Origin of the sequence: Pacificoceanicola algae (genome assembly GCF_049341065.1) — a bacterium.
GTDB lineage: Bacteria > Pseudomonadota > Alphaproteobacteria > Rhodobacterales > Rhodobacteraceae > Pacificoceanicola.
On record NZ_JBMPIX010000051.1, the window covers coordinates 1 to 2,500 of the forward strand.

At 53.5% G+C, this 2,500-nt stretch carries 1 tRNA gene and 2 rRNA genes (1 of these 3 cut by a window edge); all 3 read right to left on the reverse strand.

Annotated elements, in window-relative coordinates:
• Positions 1-77: transfer RNA gene (locus ACOYQJ_RS25930), tRNA-Met, on the reverse strand.
• A gap of 77 nt (positions 78-154) precedes the next feature.
• Positions 155-269, reverse strand: a 5S ribosomal RNA gene (rrf, locus tag ACOYQJ_RS25935).
• A 212-nt stretch (positions 270-481) separates the two neighbouring features.
• Positions 482-2,500: ribosomal RNA gene (locus ACOYQJ_RS25940) — 23S ribosomal RNA — on the reverse strand (it continues 1,554 nt past the right edge of the window).

Consider the following 2,500-nt stretch of genomic DNA (forward strand, 5'->3'; position numbering starts at 1 on the left):
TGGTTGCGGGGGTAGGATTTGAACCTACGACCTTCAGGTTATGAGCCTGACGAGCTACCGGGCTGCTCCACCCCGCGCCAATTTTCACACGCCGTTTTCTGTCTCGGTTTGTGAGTTATTTTCCATCGAAGAGAGATAAGTTGGTTTTTACTAGGTTTGGCGGTGACCTACTCTCCCACACCTTAAGATGCAGTACCATCGGCGCAAAGGCACTTAACGGCCGGGTTCGGAATGGAGCCGGGTGTTTTGCTCTCGCTATGACCACCAAACCAAGAAAAAACCATGATATTCCGTTGGGATGTCATGGTTTTAGCGGCAGGTGGCGGATTGCGATGCAATACGCGTTCCCGCACCCAAGTCAGTCCAGGCGGAACATCAATCAATCACTTCGTTTTTCAACGAAGGTGTTGTCCAAGCAAGTACGCTTTATGGAGCGTATGCTTATTGGATCTCAGGTAGCCAAGCCTGGCTATTACTGGATCAAATCAAGCCTATCGGGCAATTAGTACCAGTCAACTGAACGTATTACTACGCTTACATCTCTGGCCTATCGACGTGGTGGTCTTCCACGGCCCTCAGGGAGATCTTGTTTTGAAGGGGGCTTCCCGCTTAGATGCCTTCAGCGGTTATCCTGTCCGAACATAGCTACCCTGCACTGCTGCTGGCGCAACAACAGGTCCACCAGTGGTTCGTTCACCCCGGTCCTCTCGTACTAGGGGCAACTCTTCTCAAATCTCCTACACCCACGGCAGATAGGGACCGAACTGTCTCACGACGTTCTAAACCCAGCTCACGTACCTCTTTAAATGGCGAACAGCCATACCCTTGGGACCTGCTCCAGCCCCAGGATGAGATGAGCCGACATCGAGGTGCCAAACACTGCCGTCGATATGGACTCTTGGGCAGTATCAGCCTGTTATCCCCGGCGTACCTTTTATCCGTTGAGCGATGGCCCTCCCACTTGGGACCACCGGATCACTATGGCCGACTTTCGTCTCTGCTCGACTTGTCAGTCTTGCAGTCAGGCTGGCTTCTGCCATTGCACTCAACGAGCGATTTCCGACCGCTCTGAGCCAACCTTCGCGCGCCTCCGTTACGCTTTAGGAGGCGACCGCCCCAGTCAAACTACCCGCCACGCAGGGTCCCGGATCCAGATAATGGACCGCGGTTAGACATCAAACAGAACAAGGGTGGTATCTCAAGGGAGGCTCCACGCAAACTGGCGTCTGCGATTCAAAGCCTACCACCTATCCTGCACATGTTGTGTCTGATGCCAGTGCGAAGCTGTAGTGAAGGTGCACGGGGTCTTTCCGTCTAACCGCGGGTAGCCTGCATCTTGACAGGCAATTCAATTTCGCTGAGTCGATGTTGGAGACAGCGGGGAAGTCGTTACGCCATTCGTGCAGGTCGGAACTTACCCGACAAGGAATTTCGCTACCTTAGGACCGTTATAGTTACGGCCGCCGTTTACCTGGGCTTCAATTCAGAGCTTGCACCCCTCCTTTTAACCTTCAGGCACCGGGCAGGCGTCAGACCCTATACGTCGTCTTGCGACTTCGCAGAGCCCTGTGTTTTTAGTAAACAGTCGCCACCCCCTGGTTTGTGCCCCCAGCCCCTAGTTGCCTAGGAACCGGGCCTCCTTCTCGCGAACTTACGGAGGTATTTTGCCGAGTTCCTTCAACATCGTTCTCTCAAGCGCCTTGGTATACTCTACCAGTCCACCTGTGTCGGTTTAGGGTACGATCTCATGATGGAGCTATTTCCAGGGACCAATCAGCGGCCCACCCAATCCGTTAAGGGTGAACAACCTTCATGATCCGTCACTTCCATCTGGCCCAGGAATATTAACCTGGTTCCCATCGACTACGCCTTTCGGCCTCGCCTTAGGGGTCGGCTTACCCTGCTCAGATTAGCTTTAAGCAGGAACCCTTGGACTTTCGGCGAGAGTGTCTCTCACACTCTTTGTCGCTACTCATGTCATCATTCTCGCTAGTGATCTCTCCACCGGATCGCTCACGCGCCGGCTTCACAGAAAGATCTGGTCCTCCAATGCGCCCGAAGACGCTAAGGAGGAATAGATCTATGTCACACTACGCTCTGCTACCATGCCTTACGGCATCCTAAGCTTCGGCTCATGGCTTGAGCCCCGTTACATCTTCGCCGCAGGACAACTTGTTTAGACCAGTGAGCTGTTACGCTATCTTTAAAGGATGGCTGCTTCTAAGCCAACCTCCTGGTTGTTTTGGTCGTCCCACCTGCTTTCCCACTTAGCCATGAATTGGGGGCCTTAGCTGTAGGTCAGGGTTGTTTCCCTCTCCACTACGGACGTTAGCATCCGCAGTGTGTCTGCCATCTAGTACTCCCGGGTATTCGGAGTTTGGTTAGGATCAGTAAGCCTGTGGGGCCCCATTACCCATCCAGTGCTCTACCCCCCGGGGTATTCGGATGACGCTCTACCTAAATAGATTTCGCAGAGAACCAGCTATCTCCGAGTTTGATT